Origin of the sequence: Pontibacillus marinus BH030004 = DSM 16465 (assembly GCF_000425225.1) — a bacterium.
Taxonomy (GTDB): domain Bacteria; phylum Bacillota; class Bacilli; order Bacillales; family BH030062; genus Pontibacillus; species Pontibacillus marinus.
This window is the reverse complement of record NZ_KE384331.1, coordinates 117,346-138,522: the sequence shown is the minus strand read 5'-3', so window position 1 is coordinate 138,522 and position 21,177 is coordinate 117,346. Positions and strand designations below refer to the sequence as shown.

At 37.4% G+C, this 21,177-nt stretch carries 22 protein-coding genes; 6 read left to right on the top strand and 16 right to left on the bottom strand.

Features of this window, described 5'->3' with window-relative positions; translation table 11 throughout:
* The first annotated feature begins 180 nt into the window (after positions 1-180).
* Positions 181-669 (top strand): DUF1189 family protein, encoded by a 489-nt coding sequence (locus H514_RS23395; RefSeq protein ID WP_027448067.1) that lies wholly within the window; start codon positions 181-183, stop codon positions 667-669.
* 37 nt (positions 670-706) lie between these two features.
* On the opposite strand, the gene H514_RS0117175 is transcribed toward H514_RS23395, so the two are convergent.
* Both H514_RS0117175 and H514_RS0117170 read right to left on the bottom strand, forming a co-directional pair.
* Positions 707-2,461, bottom strand: a complete 1,755-nt coding sequence (locus tag H514_RS0117175) for a methyl-accepting chemotaxis protein (protein WP_027448066.1) — start codon at positions 2,459-2,461, stop codon at positions 707-709.
* Positions 2,462-2,550: 89 nt separating this feature from the next.
* Positions 2,551-3,183, bottom strand: coding sequence for an NfeD family protein (locus H514_RS0117170; protein ID WP_027448065.1), 633 nt, complete (start codon positions 3,181-3,183; stop codon positions 2,551-2,553).
* 129 nt (positions 3,184-3,312) lie between these two features.
* Between H514_RS0117170 and H514_RS24070 the strand changes: the two genes are divergently transcribed.
* Together H514_RS24070 and ispG are read left to right on the top strand one after the other, a co-directional pair.
* The gene (locus H514_RS24070; RefSeq protein ID WP_051255196.1) at positions 3,313-3,705 is read left to right on the top strand and encodes a hypothetical protein; all 393 of its coding nucleotides are present in this window, start codon (positions 3,313-3,315) and stop codon (positions 3,703-3,705) included.
* Between the two features lie 101 nt (positions 3,706-3,806).
* Positions 3,807-4,895, top strand: a complete 1,089-nt coding sequence (gene ispG, locus H514_RS0117160; RefSeq protein ID WP_027448064.1) for a flavodoxin-dependent (E)-4-hydroxy-3-methylbut-2-enyl-diphosphate synthase — start codon at positions 3,807-3,809, stop codon at positions 4,893-4,895.
* 45 nt (positions 4,896-4,940) lie between these two features.
* On the opposite strand, the gene H514_RS0117155 is transcribed toward ispG, so the two are convergent.
* Together H514_RS0117155 and H514_RS0117150 are read right to left on the bottom strand one after the other, a co-directional pair.
* Complete coding sequence (locus tag H514_RS0117155) at positions 4,941-5,390, bottom strand: DUF4190 domain-containing protein (protein ID WP_231566615.1); 450 nt, start codon at positions 5,388-5,390, stop codon at positions 4,941-4,943.
* A gap of 119 nt (positions 5,391-5,509) precedes the next feature.
* Positions 5,510-6,220, bottom strand: a complete 711-nt coding sequence (locus H514_RS0117150; protein WP_231566614.1) for a lytic transglycosylase domain-containing protein — start codon at positions 6,218-6,220, stop codon at positions 5,510-5,512.
* A gap of 188 nt (positions 6,221-6,408) precedes the next feature.
* On the opposite strand from H514_RS0117150, the gene H514_RS0117145 reads away from it, so the two are divergent.
* Both H514_RS0117145 and H514_RS0117140 read left to right on the top strand, forming a co-directional pair.
* Complete coding sequence (locus tag H514_RS0117145) at positions 6,409-6,690, top strand: DUF2624 domain-containing protein (protein ID WP_027448061.1); 282 nt, start codon at positions 6,409-6,411, stop codon at positions 6,688-6,690.
* Between the two features lie 137 nt (positions 6,691-6,827).
* Positions 6,828-7,727, top strand: a complete 900-nt coding sequence (locus tag H514_RS0117140) for a deoxyribonuclease IV (RefSeq protein WP_027448060.1) — start codon at positions 6,828-6,830, stop codon at positions 7,725-7,727.
* A gap of 157 nt (positions 7,728-7,884) precedes the next feature.
* On the opposite strand, the gene H514_RS0117135 is transcribed toward H514_RS0117140, so the two are convergent.
* Complete coding sequence (locus tag H514_RS0117135; RefSeq protein WP_027448059.1) at positions 7,885-9,207, bottom strand: DEAD/DEAH box helicase; 1,323 nt, start codon at positions 9,205-9,207, stop codon at positions 7,885-7,887.
* A 178-nt stretch (positions 9,208-9,385) separates the two neighbouring features.
* Between H514_RS0117135 and H514_RS0117130 the strand changes: the two genes are divergently transcribed.
* A complete protein-coding gene (locus H514_RS0117130; RefSeq protein ID WP_027448058.1) occupies positions 9,386-10,333 on the top strand; it encodes a 4-hydroxy-3-methylbut-2-enyl diphosphate reductase in 948 nt (315 codons plus the stop codon).
* 95 nt (positions 10,334-10,428) lie between these two features.
* On the opposite strand, the gene H514_RS0117125 is transcribed toward H514_RS0117130, so the two are convergent.
* The 11 genes from H514_RS0117125 to era all read right to left on the bottom strand — a co-directional run bounded on the left by H514_RS0117125 (position 10,429) and on the right by era (position 20,737).
* On the bottom strand, positions 10,429-11,550 hold the full coding sequence (locus H514_RS0117125; protein WP_027448057.1) for a Nif3-like dinuclear metal center hexameric protein: 1,122 nt from the start codon (positions 11,548-11,550) through the stop codon (positions 10,429-10,431).
* Positions 11,543-12,250 carry a tRNA (adenine(22)-N(1))-methyltransferase gene (locus tag H514_RS0117120; RefSeq protein ID WP_027448056.1) on the bottom strand — a complete coding sequence of 236 codons (708 nt, stop codon included), beginning with the start codon at positions 12,248-12,250 and terminating at the stop codon, positions 11,543-11,545. The genes H514_RS0117125 and H514_RS0117120 overlap by 8 nt, the downstream gene beginning before the upstream one ends.
* Positions 12,251-12,348: 98 nt before the next feature.
* The gene (cccA, locus tag H514_RS0117115; RefSeq protein ID WP_027448055.1) at positions 12,349-12,720 is read right to left on the bottom strand and encodes a cytochrome c550; all 372 of its coding nucleotides are present in this window, start codon (positions 12,718-12,720) and stop codon (positions 12,349-12,351) included.
* A 105-nt stretch (positions 12,721-12,825) separates the two neighbouring features.
* The gene (locus tag H514_RS0117110) at positions 12,826-13,368 is read right to left on the bottom strand and encodes a hypothetical protein (RefSeq protein WP_027448054.1); all 543 of its coding nucleotides are present in this window, start codon (positions 13,366-13,368) and stop codon (positions 12,826-12,828) included.
* Between the two features lie 179 nt (positions 13,369-13,547).
* Complete coding sequence (rpoD, locus tag H514_RS0117105) at positions 13,548-14,666, bottom strand: RNA polymerase sigma factor RpoD (protein ID WP_027448053.1); 1,119 nt, start codon at positions 14,664-14,666, stop codon at positions 13,548-13,550.
* A 36-nt stretch (positions 14,667-14,702) separates the two neighbouring features.
* Complete coding sequence (gene dnaG, locus H514_RS0117100) at positions 14,703-16,526, bottom strand: DNA primase (protein WP_027448052.1); 1,824 nt, start codon at positions 16,524-16,526, stop codon at positions 14,703-14,705.
* Between the two features lie 590 nt (positions 16,527-17,116).
* Entirely contained in the window at positions 17,117-17,920 is an 804-nt protein-coding gene (locus tag H514_RS0117090) for a pyruvate, water dikinase regulatory protein (RefSeq protein ID WP_027448050.1), read from the bottom strand.
* 25 nt (positions 17,921-17,945) lie between these two features.
* Positions 17,946-18,575, bottom strand: coding sequence for a helix-turn-helix transcriptional regulator (locus H514_RS0117085; protein WP_027448049.1), 630 nt, complete (start codon positions 18,573-18,575; stop codon positions 17,946-17,948).
* Positions 18,576-18,810: 235 nt separating this feature from the next.
* Positions 18,811-19,560 (bottom strand): DNA repair protein RecO, encoded by a 750-nt coding sequence (gene recO / locus H514_RS0117080; protein ID WP_027448048.1) that lies wholly within the window; start codon positions 19,558-19,560, stop codon positions 18,811-18,813.
* A 6-nt stretch (positions 19,561-19,566) separates the two neighbouring features.
* Positions 19,567-19,725 carry a YqzL family protein gene (locus H514_RS24435; protein ID WP_081673073.1) on the bottom strand — a complete coding sequence of 53 codons (159 nt, stop codon included), beginning with the start codon at positions 19,723-19,725 and terminating at the stop codon, positions 19,567-19,569.
* Positions 19,726-19,831: 106 nt separating this feature from the next.
* Positions 19,832-20,737, bottom strand: a complete 906-nt coding sequence (gene era, locus H514_RS0117070) for a GTPase Era (RefSeq protein WP_027448047.1) — start codon at positions 20,735-20,737, stop codon at positions 19,832-19,834.
* Positions 20,738-21,177 lie beyond the last annotated feature (440 nt).

The window sequence follows — 21,177 nt, the reverse complement described above, 5'->3', positions numbered from 1 at the left end:
ATCGCAAAACCCTTCACTATTATTAATGAATCCTTAAGGTTTTGTAAAGATGTTTTTCTTTATTTAACGTTAAATTTACATTAGCTTAACATTTCTATGTTTTCTAATGAATATATTGCCTTTTTTTATTTATCTCCTATATCATTAAACTATACATCAACTCAACAAAGGTGGCAGCTTATGAATATTGGAAAACAATTTATATATAGTTTTTACCATTTAAAAAGGGTTTCAACGTTTCGCATTCAAAAAATTGGTAAACCTATTGGATATCTATTTTTTGTAATGGCTATAACGATGTTATTTAACATCATACAGTTCCTTAACTCACCACAGCAAGTTAATGTAGTGGGCGAAAACCAATTCCCACTAGCTTTATGGATTCCATTACTATACCTGTTTACAACCGCATTAAAGTTTATTGGTGTTTCATTTTTAGCAACTGTAGGGCTTTTCATAAAGGAGATTATGAAAAAACCGCTCCAATATAAACACACTTGGACACTTTCGGCTTATGCTGTGACGACCCCTACTCTATTATTTGCAATCTTAGAAGCATTCTCATGGCAACCACCTTTTGCTTGGTTGCTTTATTGGGTACTTGCTATTGGTTATTTATATCTTATAATTCGCTATATCCCAAAACCTAAGAAAAGAAACACTAAATAAAAAAGGAGTCCATTTAGGGGCTCCTTTTCCATTTTCTTTATTTTGTTGTTAAAGTTGCTAGCTCTTGGGATAATGCAACGAGCTGATTTCTCACTTCGTCTGTCTCGTTCATTTGCATTTCTTGCATCTCTGCTGCTTCAAATAGTTGCTGAGCTGAAACGAGCGTTTGATTGGATACTTGATAAAACTCTTGAAAAGCTTGTTCCATTTTTGGAATCATCTCACTCGCTTTATTCACTTCACCCTTAGAATCATTTAAGTGTTCATTAAACTGACGTATATGTTCTGACAATAGGTCAAAAGAAGAGATAGAAGACTGAGCACTTTGGAGGTGTTCTGTTAATTGTTGGTACATATTATGAAATTCTCCACTGAGGTATTCACTTATCCCTAATGTATGTTTCATCTTTTCATCAATCTCCAGAGCTGCTTCGCGAGAATTTTCAGCTAGTTTGCGGACTTCACTAGCTACTACAGCAAATCCTTTCCCATCTTCTCCAGCTCTAGCCGCTTCAATCGTTGCATTTAAAGCAAGAAGCTTTGTTCTTTCCGCTAAACTTTGAATCATCTTACCTGCTTGATCAATATTCACCGTATTTTCTTCTAGGTCTTGAATTTTCCCTGTCATATCCTTGAAACCTTGATGGTACGTTTCTAAAGCATTCATAATAGAAGAAACACTACGATTCCCTTCTTCAATCGAGTCATTCATGAGATGTTGTTTGTTGTACATTTCATTGAAAGAGCTTAACAGACGATCTAGAAAATATGTAAGTTCCTCAAATACACTCATTTGTTCTTTAAATGTACCTTCTGTTTTCTGAGTTCCTTGAATCACATTTTCTAGCTCTTGTTTCATATCTGTTTGCGAATCACCCAGCTTATCAGATGAAACCGCTAACTCATCACTTGTACCAGAAAGTTGATTAACAGCTACTTTAATATTAGTTAGCATATATGAGATTTGATCAATTAATTCTTGATAACTCTCCGATAGAGATTGGATCTCTGGGATAGATGTTTTAATACTAGAAGCATCATCAAACTCTCCATCACGCGCTCTTCTCATTATTCTTTGAAGCTGTACAAGTGGGTTAAACATGTTACGAATTAATATGTACACGATCACAAAAACAAGTAACAGACTTACCGCAGCTACCGTAATTGTATATTTAGCAAATTGATTTACTGAACTCATAAATTCATGAGCTGGAATGCTAATAATATATATCCCTTTAAAATCTTGAATAGATCCATAGGCAAATAATCTTTTCTCACCTTTATAATCCGCCATATATGTACCATCTTCTTCAGTTTGGATTTTGTTAATGGTATCTTCATTAAATCCAACTTCTAAAGTTTCTTTTTCTGGGAAAGATTGTACTTCAGCATCTCTTAATAAATACATCCTTGATGAAAACCCATCTTGCATTAGCTCGGCTCGCTGTGATTCGACAACTTGAGCGATTTGTTTATTAAACGTTTCCTTATCGCCAACATAGGCATACATCATACTTCTTGCCATATCCTTCATGACAAAGACTTCCCGTTCCAAGCGATTTTGCACTAGTTCGATTTGATTTTCCTTTGCTTTTGAATATGATAAATAACCAAGACAAGAAATTGATAAAAGGAATAATATACATACAATAATAGATAAGCGAGCTTGGAAAGAAAGGGTACGATTTCTTTTCTTTTTACTCACTGTTTTCTCTCTCTTTTTAAAAAGTTGTAATGATGTCACTTTTCTCAAAGCACGCTTACTCTTCTGAAAAAGCTGAAATCGTTTCATCAAGATACACCCCATTAACAAATAATTACTTCACTTCCTAATTATGAAGATTTATTATTAACGGAGTGTAAATTATTCGTGAAGATGTATTAAACTTCGACCTTTTTCACCAGGATTTTCGTCCCATCCACACTAACAACTTCAATTTTTTCGCCTTTTTGAATCCAGTGACCATTTGATACAGCGCTAAACTCTTGCTCTTCAATTTTAATAGTTCCAACCGGTCGTAAATCTGTCATTGTCTCCCCTTGTTTCCCTTCTAAATAACGATAGGATTCATTCATTGAATTATAACCTTGTTCAGAACTTAATTGATCGACTAGCGCAATCTTGGACCACATTTGTCTTTTCGGAAAAACTTTTAAAAACAGTAAAGAACCAAATGTCCCTAGTAACACACCACTCACACCATAAAGTCCTGTTACCCAATCCGGAGCGCTGATCCCCACTGTGAATAACATCATCACTCCACCGAGAGTGGCTAATGATCCATCATTAATAACCTTTCCATCGATTATAATAAGGGTAAGACTTACTAAATAAATGACGAGCATAACGAAAAACATCGTGACACTTAAATAGGACATAAAGTAGAGCGTTATAAAAGCTAACCCAATAACCCCAAAGATCCCTCTCATATTCACTAATAATTCGCCGAATAAAAACATCGTACCGAAACCGGTTATGAGCAATGCTAACCAAGCTGCTTCAATTGCAATCATACCGTCCACCTCTTTTGTCTTAATAACTTATATACGTATTCAATTTAAATTTTGTTTCAAAAAAAGAAAGAATTTTAACTCATTTGTAGAAATAGTATTATAACGCAGAAGCTTGGAGGGATCTTTCTAATGATTGAAGTAGGGAAAAAATTATTGATTTTTTTCTGTTGTGTACTCTTTGTCGTGAGTATAGGTAAGGATTTGACAACCGGGACATTCCCTAAGAGTTCTGCTCATCAGCAGACCCAACAAACACAAGTTCAGGACGCGCCAGAAAAAGAACCCACAACTGAAACTAAGAAGCACGGAACCAAACGCTATCAAACCGTCCAGCATAAGGTTACAGCTGGTGAAACGGTTCTTTCCATAATTGAAAAATTAAATACGGACGGCCCACCTGTCACAATTAAGCAAATGATCAAGGACTTTGAAGACTTAAACCCTGATATAGAACCGCATCACATCAAGACAAACCAGATTTATACCTTCCCTATCTATAGACAAACTGCAAATCGTCTGTAAAAATGAAGGTGTGTTACTTCATATTTTTCTCTAATACCCTTATAATGGTCATGGTATGTTTTTAAAATTGGTTTTATCGCAATTGTTAAAGGAGCGATTATATGTCTATAACAACACGTGAAAATACACGTCCCGTACAAGTCGGGAATCTTCAAATTGGTGGCAGTGACAAAGTCGTCATTCAATCCATGACAACAACGAAAACACATGATGTAGAAGCAACAGTTAAAGAAATACACCGACTAGAAGAAGCAGGTTGCCAAGTTGTCCGAGTAGCATGCCCGGATGAACGCGCAGCTGATGCAATCTCTGAAATAAAAAAACAAATCAACATCCCACTTGTCGTTGATATCCACTTCGACTACCGTTTAGCGTTGAAAGCTATTGAAGGTGGTGCGGATAAGATCCGTATTAACCCAGGTAACATTGGTAAACGTCGTAAAGTGGAAGCTGTTGTAAATGCAGCAAAAGAAAAAGGCGTACCGATCCGCATCGGAGTTAACGCTGGTTCTTTAGAAAAACGTATTTTGGAGAAATATGGATATCCTACTGCTGATGGAATGGTTGAAAGTGCTCTTCATCACATTCAAATTCTTGAAGAGTTAGATTTCCATGACATTATTGTATCTCTAAAAGCTTCTGACGTGCGATTAGCTATTGAAGCGTACGAAAAAGCTGCTGAGCATATTTCTTATCCATTGCACTTAGGTATTACGGAGTCTGGTACACAATTTGCTGGAACGGTAAAAAGTTCAGCAGGTTTAGGAGCTATCCTAAGTAAAGGAATTGGCAGTACGCTACGCATTTCACTAAGTGCGGACCCAGTGGAAGAAGTAAAAGTAGGCCGTGAGTTACTCAAAACATTCGGACTATCAGATAATGCTGCTACCTTAATTTCTTGCCCAACTTGCGGTCGTATTGAAATTGATTTAATTTCTATCGCAAATGAGGTTGAAGAATATATTCAGACCATTAAAGCACCGATTAAAGTGGCTGTACTTGGCTGTGCTGTTAACGGACCAGGTGAAGCGCGTGAAGCTGATATCGGTATTGCCGGAGCACGTGGTGAAGGATTATTATTCCGCCATGGTGAAATCATTCGAAAAGTTCCAGAAGAAACGATGGTTGAAGAACTTAAAGTTGAAGTTGACCGTATTGCAGAAGAGTATTTAGCTCAAAAAGAGGGTTAAATAGAAAAGAGCAGCCTAAACGAATAGGCTGCTCTTTATTATGATCTAAAATGGAGCAAAGAATAAGGTGAGCAAAATGGAAATGGCACCTGCGATGATCGCTGTATTCCCTAGCGTATCTGCACCTCTACGCTTCGCCATAAATCCTACAATGACACCTGCGGCTCCAAGAATGACAGGCATAATAAAGAAGGATACGATGGATAGCACAACAGCTAACCACCCCATGCCCGCATGGACATCATTATCCATGTCTGTTTCTTTTTCACCTGATTTTACCGGTTCACGTACTGTTTTGTTATCAATTGCCGCTTCTTGAGCAAACTCAACATCATCCGTACCAGGTAATAAACTTGGGCTATCTGCCAGTGTATCTCTTTCCTCAAGATCATTCAGTTCATGATCTTCAACGTTTTTTATTTCTTTTGCTTCCTCATCATCAATATGAGGGGTTTCGTCCACATGTTCTTCATGCTTCTTCTTGGATTCATCCATCATTTGTCCCTCACTTTCTTTTAGAGGTGCAACCTTAGTTTATGGAGATCCCTCAAGCATTTACGTGGAAAGTGATGTTAAAAAAAGCTCCTAAAAGGAGCTTTTTTTATTCATTCTTTTTATTGTGCAGCTGCAACTGCATCATGTGATTTTGCTTTTCGTTGAATTTTTTCAGCGTACCAGCTTTTTGCATGTCCATGTTCTTTCTTATACTGTTCTAAACCGCCCATACCACGGTGATATGCTGTTAATGCCTCATCCCAATTGCCATACTCATGATGTAAATAATCTAAATAAATAAAGGATAATTGCATGGAGTAATAAGGGTCAAAAAGCAATTCTTCTTCATAAGGCAAACCACCCATTTCCGCAATCCAAGGAGCCGTATTTTTCATGAACTGGGACATCCCATAAGCTCGTCCATATTTCGTTGGAGGACCCACTAAATTTGGATTAAATGTATTTCCTGTTTCAACTTTCAATAGCTCGTACACTAAGTATGGATCAATATCATACCGTTTCGATTCTTTAACTAAGTATAAGGCCCATGACTTTTTAAACCTACCTTCACTTTCTGATACCATCTTTTGCGCCATTTTATCAAGTTCTGGCCACACATAGTATCCGTTCTTTTTCTTTTGAGAATCTTCAGGACTAGACATTAAGTAATCATTCTCTGATTTTAATTGTTGATTCTGGTTCGCTAATTGTTTGTTTTTACTTTCCAATGCTACGGTTCTTTCTTTATAAAAGTAAAGCATCAGCATAAAGCATAATGTAATGTAAACAAAGACAAGGAACATATTTGCATAAGGCTTCATTCGTGCCATGATTCCCCTCCTTTTCAAAATGAATATCTATATCAGACAAAAGTCACATGAACCTCAACTATACTAACGAAAGATTGGATGGATTGCAATGAAAACACTCAATACCCATAATCCTCCAAATTTAATGGGCACATTTCATTCATTTAACTCATAGGATAAAAAAGACAGACTACGGAAAGAGGGATATTATGAAAAACATGATTAAACAAGTTGTTAAACAGAAATTGAAAACTCTAACCGTTGATGAATTGATTTCCTATGCCAACACGTACAATGTGTCCATTACCCCCAAACAAGGTGAACAGATCATAGCGTTTTTAAAGGAAACAGATTTAAATCCATTAGATGAGCAAGACCGTATGAAAGCCCTAAAAAAATTGGCTCAAATTACTGACCCTCAAACAGCACAAAAGGTTAATAAAATTTTTCATGGAATCATAAAAGAAAACGGCTTGTCTCACTGGTTCTAAGCTTGTCACTCGTTACGCTTTTAATCTTTCTTCTCGTACCGATTAGTTGACCAATTCCCCTAATTTCTTTATAGTATGAACAGCATCATTACTTATGTAATCGCTTGTTTGATTATACAGATAAGGGAGTTGTCACTATGTTAAAACTAGGTTCCCACGTATCTATGAGTGGGAAAAACATGCTAAAAGGTGCGAGCGAAGAAGCCGCTTCTTATGGCGCTAATACATTCATGATTTATACAGGTGCTCCACAAAACACAAGACGTAAAGCAATCGAAGACTTAAACATCGATGCTGGCCTCGCACATATGGAAGAGCAAAACATTGAAGAGATCGTTGTCCACTCTGCTTATATCATTAATATCGGAAACACTGTAAAACCTCACGTTTATGAGCTAGGTGTTGATTTCCTAACAAATGAAATTGAACGAGTGGAAGCTTTAAACAAAGCAAATCAAATTGTACTTCACCCAGGTTCCCACGTTAGCCAAGGTCAAGAAGTCGGCCTTCAACAAATCATTAAAGGTCTTAATGAAGTATTCGCTAACAAACCAGATACCAAATGCCAAATTGCTCTAGAAACCATGGCTGGTAAAGGTAGTGAACTTGGACGTAGTTTTGAAGAAATTGCCACCATCATTGAAGGTGTGGAGGATAGCGACAAGCTTTCCGTATGTTTTGATACTTGTCACACCCATGATGCAGGCTACGACATCGTCAATGACTTTGACGGTGTTTTGGACGAGTTTGACCGAATCATTGGTCTAGATCGTCTGAAGGTGCTTCATATTAATGACAGTAAAAATGAACGCGGTGCAGGTAAAGACCGACATGAGAACATTGGATATGGTTATATTGGATTTGACGCACTCAACTACATCGTGCATCATCCAAAACTCGCCGATATTCCAAAGATTTTAGAAACGCCATATGTAGGTGAAGATAAGAAAAACAAAAAGCCTCCTTATCAATATGAAATCGAAAGCTTACGATCTCAAACCTTCACTGATTGGAGATCAGAACTGTTAAACAGTTAATCTCCTATGAACAGCCCCTGGTATTTTTATCAGGGGTTTTTTATTCTGAGTACTCTTTAGACATATTTACCTGATTTTCCACAATATCAAACATGAAATTTACATAATTTTTTTCAATAAAAAAGACTAACCAGTAACTGATTAGTCTTCCTAAGTTTTATTTTCTTCGATTGTTCTTCGGATTAGGGTTCATTTTCTTTTTAATCGCTTCTTGCTGGCGCTTCATCTTCTTTTTATATCCTGGCTTCACTTTTTTAGGCTTACGTACTTTCTTCCAGGCTTCACGATCTGTTTCGTTTTCTTGCTTTTTACGGGAAGAACGCTCATTCCAATCCTTAATGAGCTCCCACTCGCCTTTTTTAATATCATAACGATCAAATTGGATACCGGATTTTTCAAGCTTAGCGATTAATTTTTCGTCTTCATCCGTATAAAGGTTAATTGCTGTACCTTCTAACCCAGCTCGAGCTGTTCGCCCAACGCGGTGAATATAGAACTCCTCTTCTTTAGGTAAATCAGCGTTAATTACATGACTTACTCCCTGAATATCAATACCACGAGCTGCTAGATCCGTTGCTACAATGTATTGATAACGGAGATTTTGAATATCTTTTAAAACACGCTTACGTTCGCGTGGAGATAATCCTCCATGAATGAGACCAACTTCTAACCCTTTTTGAGTTAGCTCAGCTGCTAATTCATCAGCTCGCTCTTTTTTGTTAGCGAAAATGATCGCCAGATAGGGCTGAATTAGTTCAGATACTTTAATAATCATATCCGCTTTGTCACGGTGGCGAAGAGGGATTAACCTATGCTCCATATTTTCAGGTGAAGGCTTCTTTTCTTCAGCATGAATGTGAGCCGGATTCTCAAGATACTTATTCAAGAATGGTTTAAGACGCTCAGGAATCGTTGCTGAGAAGACTAAGATTTGAACTTCTCGATCCATACGCACAAGAATCTGGTCCACATCTTCAATAAAGCCTAAATCTAACATAAGATCGGTTTCATCAATAACCATGGATTTAGCTGTGTAAGAATCAAGTGCGCCTTCTTTGATTAGATCAAGGATGCGACCTGGTGTACCAACAACAATTTGTGGCTGCTCCTTTAACTTTTCCATAGTCTTTTGCTTATCCGTACCACCAACAAGCAACTTAGCGCGCCAGTCTTGTTCTTTCTCACCTAATTGAATCATTTTACGAACTTCATTATATATTTGTGTTGCAAGCTCTCTTGTTGGTGCTGTGATAACTACCTGAACTTCTTTTTTAGAAGCATCGATCTGATTAAGCAATGGGATTAGGTATGCATGAGTTTTACCAGAACCCGTGTGTGATTGACCGATGATGCTATCATTGCGCAATACTGAAGGAATCACCTTTTGCTGGATAGGTGTAGGCTCCTGGAAATTTAATTTTGAAATAATATCATTCATCATTGGTTGTAATCCAAATGAGTTGAATTTTTGATCTGTCATTTTAGTACTCCTTTACGTTCTACTCTTGCTTTTCTATTATAGTAGAGTCTTGACAAATAATCCATCTTTCCTTTTATTATTAGTGGACTCTCTTTGTAATATAAGGATTTTCCCTTTATAATATAATAAGAAACTTTGTATGAGAGATGAACTCGAGGAGTTAGAGGGGGAACCGAACATGGAAGTAATTAAAATTGCTCCTAGAGGATACTGCTACGGAGTCGTGGATGCGATGGTCATCGCTCGAAACGCCTCTAAGGACCCAAATTTACCTCGTCCTTTATATATTTTAGGGATGATTGTCCATAATCAGCATGTAACCGAAGCATTTGAAGAAGAAGGTGTTGTAACATTAGATGGGAAAAACCGCTTAGAGCTACTGGAAGATATTCATGAGGGAACCGTCATATTCACCGCTCATGGCGTATCACCAGAAGTGAAGAAGCGTGCTGAAGAAAAAGGTCTAACCGTCTTAGACGCAACATGCCCAGATGTGACAAACACCCATGATTTAATACGCGAACAAGTTGCAAAAGGTTATGAAATTGTTTATATCGGCAAAAAAGGGCACCCTGAGCCAGAGGGAGCTGTAGGAGTTGCACCTGACCACGTACATCTTATTCAGAACGAAGATGATGTTAAAGACTTGAATGTCACAAGCGATAAAGTGATGGTAACAAACCAAACCACAATGAGTCAGTGGGATGTTTATGATGTCATGGTAGCTGTCCAAAATAAGTTTCCACAAACTGAAATGCACCAAGAAATCTGTATGGCAACTCAAGTCAGACAGGAAGCGGTTGCTGAACAAGCTGGAGAAGCAGATCTAACTCTTGTTGTCGGAGACCCTAGAAGTAATAACTCATGTCGCCTACAACAAGTATCTGAAGAAAAAGCTGGAACAAAAGCTTATCGTATCTCTGATGTAAGTGAGATTGAATATGAATGGCTTGAAGGAGTTGAAAAAGTAGCGATTACAGCTGGCGCTTCGACTCCAACGCCCCTTGTTAAAGAAGTCATTAAGTTTATCGAGAAATATGATGTAAATGATCCTGAAACATGGGATCGCACTTCTAAGGTTGAACAACGTAAGATCTTGCCTAAGGTTAAAACCAAAAAAGCTTAATATTATTTTCAAGGTGCTTTGGAATGGCTGATTTCTGAAGCACCTTTTTTATATATTAAAAAGGCAGAACACCATGAGATGTTCTACCTTAATCTTTAAATAAATTGAAAAGGCTCTGTATTTACTTGAGATACCATGAGCTCTGTATCTACACCTTGCTTCTCAAATTCGGCTTGAAGGTAGTCTTTAACTTTCTTCTTCATCACCTTCTCAACATGGTGTCCAGGGTCGATAACATTAAGCCCCATACCTAATGCATCGTGAGCGACGTGGAAATACAAATCACCAGTAATGAAAACATCCGCTCCCTTACGTTTTGCTTGGGAGATAAACTTGTTTCCATCACCACCTAATACAGCAATTGTTTCTACCTTTTTATCAAGATCTCCAACTACTCTTAATGTTGGAACTTCTAATGACTGTTTCACATGCTCTGCTAATTCGCGCAATGTCTTAGGTTCATCTAGTTTAGCGATTCGACCTGCCCCTTGTTTTTCACCTTTGTTTTCAAGTGGAAATAGATCGTAAGCGACTTCTTCATAAGGGTGTTCCTCTTCCATAACTTTCAACACACTAGTTAAGAGTGATTGAGGAACAATCGTTTCCATTTTAACTTCTTCGACTTTCTCGATTTCACCTTGTGTGCCGATATAAGGGTTTGTACCATCTAATGGTTTAAAAGATCCAGTCCCAGGTGTTTGGAAGATACAGTGACTATAATCCCCTATGTGACCTGCTCCAGCATCACCCAAGGCTAATCTCAGTTGATCCTGATGCGTTTCAGGGACATAGACAGCTAATTTATATAGCTTCTCACTTCCCGTTTCCACTAAAATATCTTTTGGTTCCACCCCAAGAGCTTCACACAATGCTTCATTTACGCCACCTTTAGTGACATCAAGATTTGTATGAGCAGCATATACCGTAATATCATGCTTCAAGAGTTTCTGAACGATTCGTCCTTTCTCATGGTCAGGATTCACCTGTTTTAAAGGCACATAAAGTAATGGATGGTGTGCTATGATTAGGTCGACGTCATTCTTAATAGCTTCATCTACAACATTCTCTAACACATCTAATGTGACCATAACTTTATTTACTTTTTTGTTAAGAGTTCCTACTTGAATCCCGATTGGATCTTTGTCCATTGCTAAATGCTTTGGTGCTAATTGTTCAAACCAATTAATGATTTGCTGTCCTGTTGCAATGTTACTCATCATTTAAGACCTCCTCAATCCATTTAATCTGATTTTGAAATTGCCTTATCTTGTTCTCATCAGGTTGGGTTGCCAGCCTCATTTGTTCCGTTATCTTCACTAATTTATCACGCTCATGCTTCCATTTTTTAATGAAGGCCGAATCTTTCTCCTTTAAGAGAAACGGTCCAAAGAACAGTTCCTTTTCTCTTTCATCTGTGTAGGGAGCTAATGGATCCCCTCTATCCGCTACGAGTATCTCATAGATATGACCATCTTCTTCTAGAATATCTTCATGAATGAGAACATAGTTATGCTGGATAAACCATTGCCTTAATACTCTAGCATCAATATTGGGTTGCGTAATGATACGGTCTGTTTTCGAAAGCTTATCCTTACCGTCCTCAAGTATATGACGAATCAACTTTCCGCCCATACCAGCAATAGTGACTTGTTCGACTTCACCTTGCTCAATGACACTTAATCCGTCTCCTTTTCGAACTTCAATGCGTCCTTGTAATCCTTGTTCTGTAACTTGATTGACAGCAGCTTGAAACGGCCCTTCGTTTACTTCACCAGCAATAGCACGTGCAGATGAATCATGAATACACACATGACATGGTAGATACGCATGATCAGAGCCAATATCAGCAAACAATGCTGATTCCGGTAAGTATGACGCAACTTTTTTCAATCTTTTAGAAAGTTGTATTTGTTTCAATTGTTATCACCACTTCTTTATTCTTTCAAACATTATGTTTTTCACTCTCTAAAAAGAAAAGCCTTCTGAAAGGATCAGAAGGCTCTTCAATCTCTTAATTATTTCTTTTCAGAAAGCCAATTCGTTAAGCTTTTAATTTGTTCTGACTTCAACTTACCTTTAAATGCAGGCATTGCAGAACCTTTTCCGTCTTCGATAATACCTTGAATTTCTTCTTTAGAATATTTTGAACCAATTGTTTTTAGGCTTGGACCTACTTGACCTGATAAATCAGAACCATGACAACTAGCACAGTTTTGACTATAAATTTTTTCCGGGTCCGTAGTAGCTGCTTCTTCCTCTTTCTTCTCGCCACCATGATCACCTTTAACTTGATCCATCTGGTTTAAACCAACAAAAGAAATCACAATCATAAGGGTTAGGCCGAGTACTGCGATTAGAGCATATGGCATAACTGGGTTTCTCTTCATGCTAATTTTCCTCCTTATGTAATCCCCTTTTTGTCTACAATTAGGACAAACTATATATATTTTACTTGAAAACGCTACGATAGAAAAGGGGAAAGCGTATGAATCTTAAAAAAAGATATAAAGACACCAAATAATAATGCCTATGAATCCTGATGCAATTAAGTATGTAAGCTTTTGTTTAATACCAAATCCTATCCATAACATACAATTTAATAAGATGACTGCGTGATTTAACCACGATTGAGTTGCCCATCCACTTGCGAGATATGAAGTATATAAAAATAGGATTAATAAAAAAACAATGATTGCCACATGTACTTGTATTGAGTTTTTCCTATAGAAAAACCAAATATTCAGTAATGAAAAACCTATAAAAAATAATATTAAGCCAGTTTGCATTGGCATGGATAATTCAGTAAAATGGATGACAAGAAACGATAAAGGTAACAGAGACAACAGTAATAAAACATAGATAAAGCTCCCGATATCTTTAAAGGGGAAGTGTTTTTGTTTTGATTCACCTTCAGAATCATCGTTTCCTTCAGTATATAAAGCTAATAGAAAATCACAGTATTCCTTAGGTAATAATTGATGTTCTTTCCAGTACTTAATTTCATCAATAATAATTGTTTTCCGTTCATGCGCCATTGGTTTCACTCCGTAGGAATTTGATCAAGTCTTGCTTATGAGCAAGTATAATTAAGCGCATTCATACTGGATATTACGCTTTATTCCTAATAATGGACTTTGTCATGTCCCAGTAAATAAAATAGTAAAATGCACAGCCATAAAGTGCCATCAACACTAAATGACTGAGCATTTCATTTCTATTCTAAGAAGTCTTTTAGACGTTTGCTGCGACTAGGGTGACGTAATTTACGAAGAGCTTTTGCTTCAATTTGGCGGATACGTTCACGTGTAACACCAAATACTTTTCCAACTTCTTCAAGTGTCCGTGTACGACCATCATCTAGTCCAAAGCGAAGACGTAGAACATTTTCTTCACGGTCTGTTAATGTGTCTAGAACGTCCTCTAACTGTTCTTTTAACAACTCATAAGCTGCATGATCTGAAGGGGACGTAGCTTCTTGGTCTTCGATGAAATCACCTAAATGAGAGTCATCTTCTTCACCAATCGGTGTTTCTAGTGAAACGGGTTCTTGAGCAATTTTCAAGATTTCACGAACTTTATCTGGTGTAAGGTCCATATCTTCAGCAATCTCTTCAGGAATTGGTTCACGACCAAGATCTTGAAGAAGTTGACGTTGAACTCGAATTAATTTATTGATTGTTTCAACCATGTGTACAGGGATACGAATTGTTCTTGCTTGGTCAGCAATAGCACGGGTGATTGCCTGACGGATCCACCATGTAGCATACGTACTAAACTTATACCCTTTACGATAATCAAACTTTTCAACAGCTTTAATTAATCCCATGTTTCCTTCTTGAATTAAGTCAAGGAAAAGCATGCCACGTCCTACATAACGTTTTGCAATACTTACTACTAGACGTAAGTTTGCTTCAGCTAAACGACGCTTCGCTTCTTCATCACCATTTTCAATACGTTGCGCAAGATTAATCTCTTCTTCAGCTGACAGAAGATCTACACGACCAATTTCTTTAAGGTACATCCGTACAGGGTCGTTAATCTTAACCCCTGGTGGTACACTTAAATCATTTAGATCGAATTCCTCTTCTTTGTTTAGTTGTTGAATACTTGGATCTTCTTCAGAATCTCCAATTACTTCTACACCTTGTTCATTTAAGTACTCATAGAACTCATCCATCGTCTCTGAATCCAATTCAAAATTGGATAAACGCTCAGCCACTTCTTCATAAGCTAATATTCCACGCTTTTTCCCTAATTCAAGCACCTGTTCCTTTGCCTGTTCTAGGGTTAGCTCATTCTCAGTTGATTTTTGACTTGATGGCTTCTCTGCCATGAGTCCCCCTCCTTCCAAACTTCCTTCAATACAGCATTAATTTGATTTCAAGCTTTGCTTGAGCTTCAAGATCTCCATCGCGATTTGAGCCGCTTTGACTGGATCATTTTGCCGTTCAGCTTCTTTTTGTTGCTTTTGTAGTGAAGTAATATTATCTTTTTCATTTTTCTTGGCGGAAATTACTCGGATGTAATCTTGAATTTCTTGATCACTTATATCGGGTTGTAGCTTCATCATTGCAATTTCAGTCACTAGACTCTTCATATTTGGATCAGGTAGTTGCTCAATAAACTGACCAGGGTTTGGGGAGTACCCCTCTTCATAGTAAGCATATAAATACGTTACTACGACCTGATGTTCATTTAAATTAAACGCACCACCGATTGTATCTTGAACTTTTTCTGCAATCGCAGCATCCTGCATCATATAATAAATCAGATGCCTTTCTGCATTATGATAAGCCGGCAATAATTTCGCTTCTTGCTTCTTTTCCACTTTATAATTAGTATAGCTAGTCGAAGCATTATTATCCTTCTCCCGGCCTTGCTTTTTTCTGCGATCTGTGATTTCCTTTTCTAAAACCTCTAAAGAAAGATCATGTTCTGATGCCAAATCTCGTAAATAGTAGTCACGTTCAACCGGTTTATCGATTTTCGCTATTTCATCTAATACCTTTTCGATATAGCGAATACGATCTCCTTCATGTTGTAGGTTAAACCCGCGCCTCAAATACTTTATGATAAAGCCCATATAAGTAGCACTTGAATCTAAAACATGATTTCGAAATGCTTCACTACCCTGTGTGTGAATATACTCATCGGGGTCTTTTCCATCTGGTATGTTAGCGACACGAACATCACAACCGGCGTTATGAAGTAAATTGGCAGCCTTATAAGACGCTTCTATCCCAGCATTGTCTGAGTCATAACAGATAATAACTTTTTCGACATATCTTCGAATAAGTTTTGCCTGTGCATCAGTTATTGCTGTGCCAAGTGTTGCAATGCCATTCTTAAATCCAGCTTGATAAGCCGATATAACATCCATTTGCCCCTCAAATAGAACAACTTCGCCTTGTTTTCTAATCTCTGATCGAGCTAAATCGAAGTTAAAGAGCAATTTACCTTTGTGAAAAAGCTCTGTTTCAGGGCTATTTAAATATTTAGGGTCATTGCCGTGAACACTCCGCCCGGCAAACCCAACTGTTTTTCCTTGATGGTTTCGGATTGGGAAGATAATACGACCTCTAAACCGATCGCCATACTCTCCATTATCTTCGTTATAAGATAACAATCCGCCTCGTACCATCGTTTGAGGGTGGAATCCTTTGTTCTGCAGAAACTTTAAGGTAAAGTCCTTGGAATTTGGAGCATATCCTAATTGAAATGTATCAATCGTTTCCTGGGTCAGCTCTCGCTCTTGTAGATATTCATAACCATCTTTACCTTCTTTTGTATGTCTAAGTAAATGATGGTACAATTTAGTTAACCACTCATGAGCTTCATAGAGATTTTGAATCTCTTGATTTTGACCACTAGCTTCATCCCCATCCTCATTTGTTGCTTGAGGAATTTGTTGCCCACTCTTTTCAGCAAGCATTTGAACAGCCTCTTGAAATGATACACCTTCTATTTCTCGAACAAAAGTGAGAACATTCCCGCCCTTTCCGCATCCAAAGCAATGAAAAATTTGCTTATCTGGAGAAACGGAAAACGAAGGAGTTTTCTCACCATGGAATGGACAAAGACCGAAATAATTCCGACTCTTCTTTTTTAACTGTACATATTCTCCAACGACATCGACAATATCATTTGATGTACGTATTTCTTCTACGACATTCTCTGGAATGCGGTTTGACATGTCTATCACCATGTTTAATGAGTATTCTAGAAAGACGCTTAAATCCCTTCAACCTTCGACAAGTTTTTTCAATTCTAATGAACTTTTGCCTTGATTGTGAAAAGATTTCTATATTCTATACCATTCAACCTTGTCCCTTCTTACTTTCACCCCTTTTATAGATAATTCCTCTCGAAATCCATTCGTAAACCCTCTCCTCATAAAAGGGGTGTCTACTCTGGGGCTTTTTTTAAAAGCATACACTTTAACTAAATAATAAAGCTTGGCCAAATGACAAATGGTGTAGAATTTTGTTCTTCTGTATTGTCATATATTCGACATCCCAGGTCAGAATCCTTCCTTCCCATATAAGTTTAAACTTTCTGAAAAGTATCAGATCTGATGGAAAAGAAGAAAACGCCTTCGCCACTACCCTTGGGAGCATATGCGTATCCCTAGGAACATTTTTTCACAAAATATAATTATAATACAATAAACTTTGAAAAGCTATAGATTTTTTCTGAAAAAATGTGACAATTAGAAGAATAACAAGCATTTTTCTTATCATAAAACGGAAAGAGAACACAGAAGAATTCTCCTGTGTTCTCTTCTTATCTTTGTTTAATTAAATGCAAGATTGTGTTTGCTGTTTCTTCGACCGCTTTGTTCGATACATCAATGACTTTACAATTGATTCGATCCACGACCTGTTCAAAATGACTTAATTCTTGTTCAATCCGTTTCATGTTAGCATATGTAGCCTGATCATCCAATCCAAGTGCTTTAAGACGCTCTTTTCTAATATCATTTAATTTTTCTGCGGTAATTTCTAACCCTATGCATTTTGCAGGGTCTACAGTAAATAATTCTTCTGGTGGATCCACCTCAGGAACAATAGGTACATTAGCAACTTTTAACCGCTTGTGTGCTAAGTATTGAGACAATGGCGTTTTGGATGTTCGTGAAACACCAATTAAAACAATATCTGCTTTTAAAATACCACGTGGATCTCGACCATCGTCATATTTCACCGCAAATTCTATAGCTTCAACTCGTTTAAAGTAGTCCTCATCTAACTTATGAACGAGACCAGGCTCTAATTTCGGCTCTGTTTTATATAATTTTTCCATTTCGTCTATCATAGGTCCAATAATATCAATCGCCGGTACATCATGTTCTTTTGCTACTTCTAATAAATATTGTCTAAAATCTCTTTTCACAAGTGTGAAACCAATAAGGGCCCCTTTTTCTTTAGCTTGTAATACTGCATCCTTTAACGTTTGCTTATCTTCTATATAAGGAATACGTTGAATTTCAAAGTGACTATTATTAAATTGACTGATTGAAGCTTTAGCCACTAGTTCTGCTGTTTCTCCAACTGAATCAGAGACTACATAAACAATCGGCTTTTCCATACTGGTTCTCCTCCTTTAACCTAGCTTATAATCGTTCATCTCTCCCAAGCTCTACAAGCGCTTTTGTTAGATTGGTTTTGGTCAACCTTCCGATCACTTCCCAACCTTCTTCTGTTTCTCTCACTACAGGAAGTGCATCAATTTGTTTGTCGATTAGAATTTGACCAGCTTCTAACAATAGATCATCCTTATGACAAATTGTAACATTAGGCATTCTTGTCATGATGATGTGGACAGGAATTTCTCGAAGATCTTGGTTCCCGATACTAGCTCGCAATAAATCCTTTCGAGAAAGAACACCGAATAATAACGAACGATCATTTACTACGAAAAGAGTTCCTACATCCTCTAAAAACATTGTGCATATAGCGTCATATACCGAAACGTTTTCATTAACTACAACTGGGATGGATTGGTATTCATGTACTTTAATTTTCTTCAACTTCTCTGTCAGTAATTCCGAACCTGTTTTCCCTGTATAAAAATAACCCACACGTGGTCGGGCATCCAAATATCCCGCCATGGTTAAAATAGCTAAGTCTGGGCGAAGGGTAGCACGTGTTAAATCAAGACGATCTGCTATATTTTCTCCCGTGATAGGACCATCCTCTTTAACAATCTCTATAATCTGTTCTTGGCGTGATGTTAAATCCATACATTCACCCCCTACAATATGTGTCATACTATTTCTAATATTATATCCTATTTTTTTATTCAATTAAAGAATTGCCGGCTAATATCTGATGACTTAAAAGAAAATAAGAAATCCTACCACAAATAGATGGTAGGATGTTATCAATATTGAGCCAGTAGTCCCTAGCTCAAAAATGTCTTTTTATGCTTTAAAACTATAATAGAAGTTTACGTAATAACCTAATGCATGTCAATTGTTATGAATCGGTAAGCCAATCCATTTGCTTTAAGAATCTTTTTGACTTCAAGAAGTATCCGCCATATTGTTCGTAATAGAGATCCGTTAGTTGCTTTAGACGATCTTTATTTTCTTGTTTCACAGATATATTGCCTACCCTTGTTACATCAACTTCTAAGCAGATTCGTAGCAGTTTTACAAGGTTTTGTTGAAGCATTACAGCATCTTGGTCTAAATGACGACACCTTGAGCATAGTAAGCCACCTTCTCGAATAGAAAAAGAGAATGTGTCTTCTGTTCTTCCACAATTCACACAGTGGTTCAGCTGTGGTGCAAACCCGCCTTTTTTAAACATTTTTAGTTCATACATAAGTAGTAAAATATCAAGATCTTTATCTTCATTCATCCAAATAAATGTTTGAAGGAGCTGTTGATACATAAATGGATCGGGTTCATTTTGTTCAATCAGTTTGTCTGTTAATTCCGCAATGTAGGATGCATAGGCCGTTTTTATCAGATCTTCTCGAATGGTTCTTAAAGATTGCAGAACCTCCCCCTGATGTAACGTGCCCATGCTTGACCCCATTTGCACAAGGTAACTAGCATAAACAAATGGCTGCGAAATTGCAGCCATTCGGCTTTTTGGCTTCTTAGCTCCTCTTGCCATCACAGCGATTTTTCCCCGTTCGCGTGTAAACAACGTGACAATTTTATGGGTTTCTCCATAGTCATTTGTCCGAATGACTATCCCTTCAACCTTCTCTAACACTCATGTTCACCTGGCACTTTCGTTAAAATGAGAGCCTAATTCTGCAAACTCATCATCTTGTTCCGATGATGAATCTCCGTCATGTGTTGTTTCAATTTCCTTCATCAATAAATAGGTTTCAATGTTTCCTGTTTGCCTAAACACTTTCCATGTTAAGTCGAGCACAAGAAACCCCACCTTTCTGCTTTTTCAGAATCCAGTTTGAAAAAACCTGCTTGACCTTAGATTGACCGGAAATGCTAGAGCTCATGTTATAAAATATTTACCAACATTAATATTCATCTTCGTTGTAGCCAAAGTCTTGAAGCTGCATATCTTTGTTTCTCCAGTCTTTCTGTACTTTTACCCAGAGTTCTAGATAAATCTTCGTACCTAATAATTTTTCAATATCCTTACGTGCCTTTTGACCAATTTCTTTAAGCATTTTCCCTTGTTTCCCAATTATAATGCCTTTTTGACTTGATCTTTCCACAATAATCGTCGCCTGTACGAGCACTTTACCTTCATCCTCTTGCTCTTTAACCGACTCTACCTTTACAGCTATGGAGTGAGGAATTTCTTCTCGTGTTAAGTGCAATGCTTTTTCACGTACTAATTCACTGATGATAAATCGTTCAGGGTGATCGGTAATATGATCTTCTGGATAATACTGTGGTCCTTCTGGCATCTGATCGACCATAACTTTCATTAAATGATCCACATTATTTCCTTCAAGTGCTGAAATAGGAATAATTTCTGCAAAGTTATATTTAGACCTATATTCATCAATAATTGGTAAAAGCTCATCTGGGTGAACTTCATCAATCTTGTTTACAATCAGAAACACTGGCTGATTGACTTTTTGAAGCATGTTAATAATAAATTCATCGCCTCGTCCAAATCCTTCTTTTGCGTTAATCATAAATAGGACTAAGTCAACTTCATTTAGGCTTTGTTCAGCCATGTTGACCATGAAATCTCCAAGTTTATGTTTGGGTTTATGGATTCCTGGTGTATCTATAAATACAAGCTGAGCATCTTCACTTGTATAAACACCTTGAACTTTGTTACGTGTTGTTTGAGCTTTATCACTCATGATAGCAATCTTCTGCCCGATTACTCTGTTCATGAATGTAGACTTTCCTACATTTGGTCGACCGATAATGGATATAAATCCTGATTTAAAGTTTTCGTCCATGTTGTTTCCTCCAAGATTGTTCTGTGTATTGCTTCGATTAATGGCTTCATGAGCCTCTGTTAACAGGAAGCTTTCTTATTTCCTCTTATTTTACTACAAAACATGCCTCATTTCATACAATCGACAAAACATGTTGAAATTAGAAGTCAGAAATATCTGAATAACGATTTTTCGACATATTGGATCTGTTCTTAGCTTTATTTAAAGCAGTATTGTTTATTCTACTTAAGCCCCCTTATCTTGAAGACTTGGATTCGAGATAAAGGGCGTATGGTTCCGTTGCTTTAGTGGAGTGCGGTGGGCTGGGAAACGGGCTGCTTTCCCCGGACGAACGATCGAGCCTCCTCATTCGCTAAAGCTCCTTGCGGGGTCTCGCTCGCCCGTTTTTCCGGAGGAGTCAGCCCGTTTCCCAGCCCACCTTAGCCGAATGGTGACTAACG

Bases quoted from the DNA above. Each gene is read 5' to 3' on its own strand.
- cccA (WP_027448055.1), bottom strand. From the start codon at position 12,720: ATGAAGAGAAACCCAGTTATGCCATATGCTCTAATCGCAGTACTCGGC.
- dnaG (WP_027448052.1), bottom strand. From the start codon at position 16,526: ATGTCAAACCGCATTCCAGAGAATGTCGTAGAAGAAATACGTACATCA.
- era (WP_027448047.1), bottom strand. From the start codon at position 20,737: ATGGACGAAAACTTTAAATCAGGATTTATATCCATTATCGGTCGACCA.
- H514_RS0117150 (WP_231566614.1), bottom strand. From the start codon at position 6,220: ATGGCACGAATGAAGCCTTATGCAAATATGTTCCTTGTCTTTGTTTAC.
- H514_RS0117090 (WP_027448050.1), bottom strand. From the start codon at position 17,920: ATGGAAAAGCCGATTGTTTATGTAGTCTCTGATTCAGTTGGAGAAACA.
- H514_RS0117110 (WP_027448054.1), bottom strand. From the start codon at position 13,368: ATGGCGCATGAACGGAAAACAATTATTATTGATGAAATTAAGTACTGG.
- ispG (WP_027448064.1), top strand. From the start codon at position 3,807: ATGTCTATAACAACACGTGAAAATACACGTCCCGTACAAGTCGGGAAT.
- H514_RS0117155 (WP_231566615.1), bottom strand. From the start codon at position 5,390: ATGGATGAATCCAAGAAGAAGCATGAAGAACATGTGGACGAAACCCCT.
- H514_RS0117140 (WP_027448060.1), top strand. From the start codon at position 6,828: ATGTTAAAACTAGGTTCCCACGTATCTATGAGTGGGAAAAACATGCTA.
- rpoD (WP_027448053.1), bottom strand. From the start codon at position 14,666: ATGGCAGAGAAGCCATCAAGTCAAAAATCAACTGAGAATGAGCTAACC.
- H514_RS0117085 (WP_027448049.1), bottom strand. From the start codon at position 18,575: ATGGATTTAACATCACGCCAAGAACAGATTATAGAGATTGTTAAAGAG.
- H514_RS0117175 (WP_027448066.1), bottom strand. From the start codon at position 2,461: ATGAAACGATTTCAGCTTTTTCAGAAGAGTAAGCGTGCTTTGAGAAAA.
- H514_RS23395 (WP_027448067.1), top strand. From the start codon at position 181: ATGAATATTGGAAAACAATTTATATATAGTTTTTACCATTTAAAAAGG.
- H514_RS0117145 (WP_027448061.1), top strand. From the start codon at position 6,409: ATGAAAAACATGATTAAACAAGTTGTTAAACAGAAATTGAAAACTCTA.
- H514_RS0117130 (WP_027448058.1), top strand. From the start codon at position 9,386: ATGGAAGTAATTAAAATTGCTCCTAGAGGATACTGCTACGGAGTCGTG.
- H514_RS0117170 (WP_027448065.1), bottom strand. From the start codon at position 3,183: ATGATTGCAATTGAAGCAGCTTGGTTAGCATTGCTCATAACCGGTTTC.
- H514_RS0117135 (WP_027448059.1), bottom strand. From the start codon at position 9,207: ATGACAGATCAAAAATTCAACTCATTTGGATTACAACCAATGATGAAT.
- H514_RS0117125 (WP_027448057.1), bottom strand. From the start codon at position 11,550: ATGAGTAACATTGCAACAGGACAGCAAATCATTAATTGGTTTGAACAA.
- H514_RS24070 (WP_051255196.1), top strand. From the start codon at position 3,313: ATGATTGAAGTAGGGAAAAAATTATTGATTTTTTTCTGTTGTGTACTC.